The organism is Endozoicomonas sp. SESOKO3 (genome assembly GCF_024606255.1).
In genome coordinates this window covers 1-4,673 of sequence record NZ_JAHHPR010000553.1, presented here as the reverse complement: position 1 = coordinate 4,673, position 4,673 = coordinate 1, and the positions used below count along the sequence as shown (strand labels likewise).

Below are 4,673 nucleotides of genomic sequence, written 5' to 3'. Positions count from 1 at the left end.
ATACTTCGCTGCCCGCACACAAAATCTGGAAACTTTCAGCCTTGAGGACCCCATCACCACCAAAGCCAGGAAATTGTCTCTTTCGGATCTGTATAAGCGGGCGTTATTGCTCAGTCGCTCCCGATCCAACCAGCTGAGACCCCAGGAAATCCGACAGATTTTCAAGGCACTTTGCCTCTGGGCACCACACAGCAAACTCGAGCCTGTAGAAGACAGCCGGTCACACTTTGTGGTCAATCTGGATTCCGATGAAGGCCTGCTCTATAGCTCTCTGTTGGAAGGAGAAAAAAATGATCACCTTCTGGCTCTGGATTCCAGGCTACTAACCGCACACCTGAAAAGGCTGAGTGAATCCGTCTCGGAAGAAAAGCCCGGAGCTATGGCCAAACGGGTCATTGATCATCTGGCGGCTGCCTGGAGCCTTCCCGGACAACGAAAACACCAGCGCCAGCAAAGCTCAGACACTTGTGAGATCTGTTTTGGCTTCAGCGCGGTTCATTATTTCCTGCACGATCAGCAGTCATTTGATGAAATGGTTTCCGGACATATCGCACAAAACAAATCTGGCAAGAGCACGTTCTCCTCCAATGACAGCAGTGATGCCTGGTCGGAGGCCCATGACGCGCACACCGATGAAGATGCAAAGATGTTCACGAGCACTTCGCCCGTCCACTTTACCCACTCGGGTAATCGGGAACCTCTATACCCCGTTTACAGTTGCTCAATCATCAATACCTGCGCAGGGGGTTATTGCCTGAGCAGCAGTGGTGATCTTGAACAACAGCTGCGAACCGGAGAGCTTCTGGCTATCAGAGAAACCGGCAAGAAAAACTGGCTACTGGCCGCAGTACGCTGGGTTCAGGTGAATGATAAAAAAGATCTGCTCATGGGTTTGGAGCTTCTGTCTGCCTCAACAAAACCTTGTGCGCTCACACCTCTGAAAAAAAACATGGACACCACTCACTATCAGAGAGCGTTCCTTTTACCAATCATGCCGCCTGTGAATGATATGCCCACCTTGATAACGCCCAGGATGTCCTTCAAAAGTGGACTGAAATTCACTCTGCTCCAGGGAGACAAGATCCGAAAAGGGCAACTGCTGGAATGCATCTCCAGCTCACCGGGCTATAGACAGTTCAAGTTTCGACTGCTGGAAGATCAGTATTAAGTCTTCATTTTACACAAAGGTATTTCTACAAACTGAATACTTCTTACTACAGACTAATCACTTCTATAATCCTTTGATTAAACCCTGAAGATCGAAGCAAGGCAGTCAGGTGTTCAACAACCATTCTTTGACGTATTCTCTACTTTTCATCTGCCTTCTGACAGGCTGCACCACCACTCGGGAGGTCATGGAATCCTGGCAAAGTCACCACATAGAAGAAGTGGTCGGTAACTGGGGAGCCCCCAGCTCCACGCTGCAACTGAAAGGTGGTAAGAAAGTTTATAGCTGGGTCTCTAACTGGGGCTCAGCCTACCTGATGAGCACTTGTCGCCAGTCGTTTACTACTTCCTCCAAAGGCATCGTTTATAAATGGCGATACACTGGTTGCCCATACTGGCAATCAATATCAATGGATAAAATTAATACAATGCCATCGGACTTGGCAGACAACTAAAGCGTTTACGCAAAGAACACGCAAACCCGGAACCACAAGCATTTACTCAATATTCTGTATCTGCTCCCGCATCTGCTCAATCAGCACCTTAAGGTTGACAGCACTTTGTGTCAGACCTGCGTTAATGGATTTTGAGGACAGCGTGTTGGCTTCCCGGTTGAGTTCCTGCATCAAAAAATCAAGACGGCGCCCGATAGCCCCTTTCTTGCCCAGAGTGTGTTTAACTTCAGAAATGTGGGCAGATAAACGATCCAGCTCTTCATCAACGTCCATTTTCTGTGCCAGAATCACCAGCTCCTGTTCCAGTCGATCCGGCTCCAGCTCAGCCCTGGCTTCGTTGAGACGATCCATGATTTTTTGTCTTTGGGATTCCAGCAAATCAGGGAGAATAGAGCGCACGCTTTCTACTTCTTCGGTGACACCTTCCAGCCTTAACCGGATGAATTTCTCCAGCTCGGCCCCCTCTCTGCGACGGGAGTCCGACAGCTGTAACAGGGCTCCTTCAAACGCTTTGACAGCTGCCCCATGAACCGGAGTCATGTTGGTCTCTTCATTATCCATAATGCCGGGCCATTGCAGGACTTCCAGAGGATTCACGCCGGAAGCATTGATGAAATAGGTTTCAACTTTGTTCACCACAGATTGCAGAGCTTCCAGGACCGATTCATTGACGTTCAGTTGCTGCTGACCTTCCGCCAGTTGCAACTTCAATGAACATTCTACCTTGCCCCTGTGCAAGTGCTTTCTCAATGCCTCTCGCAATGCGGGTTCTAATTCCCTGACAGCTTCTGGCAGACGAAAATGAGGCTCCAGGTAGCGATGGTTGACTGAACGAATTTCCCACACCAGGCTGCCCCAGCCCTCCTGGACCTGAGTACGGGCAAACGCCGTCATACTGGAAGTCATAAGTTTCCCTATTAAAAGAACAGCCAGCCACAATGGCTGAGCATGAGTAGTGTACGAAAAAGTTTGCAATCTGGTGCTGCAGGATACATCAACAGCAAGCAGTATCAAGCTTCGGTGAGCTTTCGGCCGTCCGTGGTTATTTTATGGCAAACATAGAGCCCTCGGCCTGCCTTGGTTATAATTCCGCTTTTAACATTCTCGGCGGTAGAAGGTAAGACCATGCGGCGTCCCAGTGGAAGAACTGCAGATCAGTTACGCAACATTAAAATCACTCGTGAGTACACCATGCACGCTGAAGGATCAGTGCTGGTTGAGTTTGGCAACACCAAGGTAATCTGCACCGCGTCTGTCGACAGGTCAGTTCCCCGATTTCTGAAAGGTTCCGGACAAGGCTGGGTGACCGCCGAATACGGTATGCTGCCCCGTTCAACCACAGACCGGATGGGTCGCGAAGCTGCCAGAGGCAAGCAGGGTGGCCGCACTCTGGAAATCCAGCGCCTTATTGGCCGCTCCCTGCGCGCTGCTGTTGATCTGAAAAAACTGGGTGAGAACACCATCACCATTGACTGTGATGTGATCCAGGCAGACGGTGGTACCCGCACAGCTTCTATTACCGGTGCCTGCGTAGCTCTGGTTGATGCTATTCGACATATGCAAAGGAAAAAGATCATCAAGAATGATCCATTCCTCCAACTGATTGCTTCTGTTTCTGTAGGTATTTATCAGGGTAGTCCGGTTCTGGACCTGGATTATCCAGAGGACTCCAACGCTGAAACCGATATGAACGTCGTCATGACAGAAGAGGGTGGTTTCATTGAGATTCAGGGTACCGCTGAAACAGCACCCTTCAGTCAAAACGAGATGACAGCCATGTTAGCCCTGGCTAAAGCAGGCATTGATGATCTGGTTAATCTGCAAAAAGAGGCTCTGGCAGAATAAACCGCCTGATCCAGACCGCTTGCCGGTCTGGCATCGCCGGATGAAACGTAGGAATAGGGATAACCGAGAGCCTGTCAGCTATCGGTTAAAAGAAAGTGCAGATCAGCTCTCCAATTCCCAGTCAAAGTCGATGATAACCGGAGCATGACTGGAGAAAGTCTGGTTTTTGTAGATGCCGCCATTCAATACACAGTGACGCATTCCGGCCGTGATGATCGGATAATCAATACGCATGCCCAGATTGTCTTGACGCAGAAAATCATCTTGCCACCAGCTGTATTTGCCAGACTCACGATCTACTTCACGATAGGCATCAAAGAAGCCCATATCACCCAGCAAGCCTTCCATCCAGCCGCGTTCGGCAGGCTGAAAACCGGAAACTTCTTCAGAATCGCGCCAGTTGGCCACATCAATCTTGCGATGAGCAATGTTCCAGGTACCCGCCATAATGAATTCACGGCGCTTGCGACGCTGCTTATTCAGGTGATGGGAGTAATTGTCCAGAAAGCGATACTTGAAATTCTGGCTGTTAGCATCATGACCTTCAGGCACATACATGCTGGCGATACTGATCTTATCAAAGTCGGCCTGGATATAACGCCCTGTTTCATCCGCCTCGGGAAAACCAAGGCCGCTGATAATGGCTTTGGGCGACTGACGTGTATACATAGCTACACCGCCAGAATCTTTCCTGTCATAGCCACCATATGCATAACAGAAATATTCATTGAGCTGATACCGGTCTTCTTCCATTGCAAACTCATCCTCACGAATGTCCTGCAAACAGATAACATCGGCATCCTGGTCCATTAACCAGTCAAAAAGGCCTTTTTCACGCGCGTTTTTTATGCCTTCGCAATTAAAGCTGATAACTCTCATTATTGACTACACCTTGCCTTGACCAGACCTGGCCCGGCATAAAGCAAAACACCTGATTGGGCTGTCGACTTAAGTCAACAGTCGTTAAAACAGGCTTCATCCTGCATCTCTCTCACGCCAATGAGGGTGTCGACTCACAACCTGGATAGCCACAAGCCGCTCTTCAACCAGAGCGTCACTTCCCGGAGTCGGGACCAGCTTTAAACCGCCCTGATTAAACCCTGGAAATAACTTAATAGTTACAAGAGCTGCATTTCCACGGTAAAAGTTCAACTACACAGAGTACAGGAAAAGAGGGAATTTTAACTGACGGATGATACAGGGTTG

At 49.3% G+C, this 4,673-nt stretch carries 5 protein-coding genes; 3 read left to right on the top strand and 2 right to left on the bottom strand.

Annotated features, from left to right (window positions below; all coding sequences use genetic code 11):
* On the top strand, positions 1 to 1,168 hold a 1,168-nt coding region (locus KDK18_RS09610; protein ID WP_257254686.1), incomplete at its 5' end, for a hypothetical protein.
* A 187-nt stretch (positions 1,169 to 1,355) separates the two neighbouring features.
* Entirely contained in the window at positions 1,356 to 1,622 is a 267-nt protein-coding gene (locus KDK18_RS09605) for a hypothetical protein (RefSeq protein WP_257254685.1), read from the top strand.
* 42 nt (positions 1,623 to 1,664) lie between these two features.
* On the opposite strand, the gene KDK18_RS09600 is transcribed toward KDK18_RS09605, so the two are convergent.
* Positions 1,665 to 2,528, bottom strand: a complete 864-nt coding sequence (locus KDK18_RS09600) for a YicC/YloC family endoribonuclease (RefSeq protein ID WP_257254684.1) — start codon at positions 2,526 to 2,528, stop codon at positions 1,665 to 1,667.
* 219 nt (positions 2,529 to 2,747) lie between these two features.
* On the opposite strand from KDK18_RS09600, the gene rph reads away from it, so the two are divergent.
* Positions 2,748 to 3,467 (top strand): ribonuclease PH, encoded by a 720-nt coding sequence (rph, locus tag KDK18_RS09595; protein WP_257254683.1) that lies wholly within the window; start codon positions 2,748 to 2,750, stop codon positions 3,465 to 3,467.
* A gap of 102 nt (positions 3,468 to 3,569) precedes the next feature.
* Here the strand turns inward: rph and KDK18_RS09590 are convergent, their stop codons facing one another.
* Entirely contained in the window at positions 3,570 to 4,346 is a 777-nt protein-coding gene (locus KDK18_RS09590) for an exodeoxyribonuclease III (protein WP_257254682.1), read from the bottom strand.
* Between the last annotated feature and the right edge of the window lie 327 nt (positions 4,347 to 4,673).

Coding starts and splice junctions, on each gene's coding strand:
- KDK18_RS09605 (WP_257254685.1), top strand. CDS start 1,356: ATGGAATCCTGGCAAAGTCACCACATAGAAGAAGTGGTCGGTAACTGG.
- KDK18_RS09600 (WP_257254684.1), bottom strand. CDS start 2,528: ATGACTTCCAGTATGACGGCGTTTGCCCGTACTCAGGTCCAGGAGGGC.
- rph (WP_257254683.1), top strand. CDS start 2,748: ATGCGGCGTCCCAGTGGAAGAACTGCAGATCAGTTACGCAACATTAAA.
- KDK18_RS09590 (WP_257254682.1), bottom strand. CDS start 4,346: ATGAGAGTTATCAGCTTTAATTGCGAAGGCATAAAAAACGCGCGTGAA.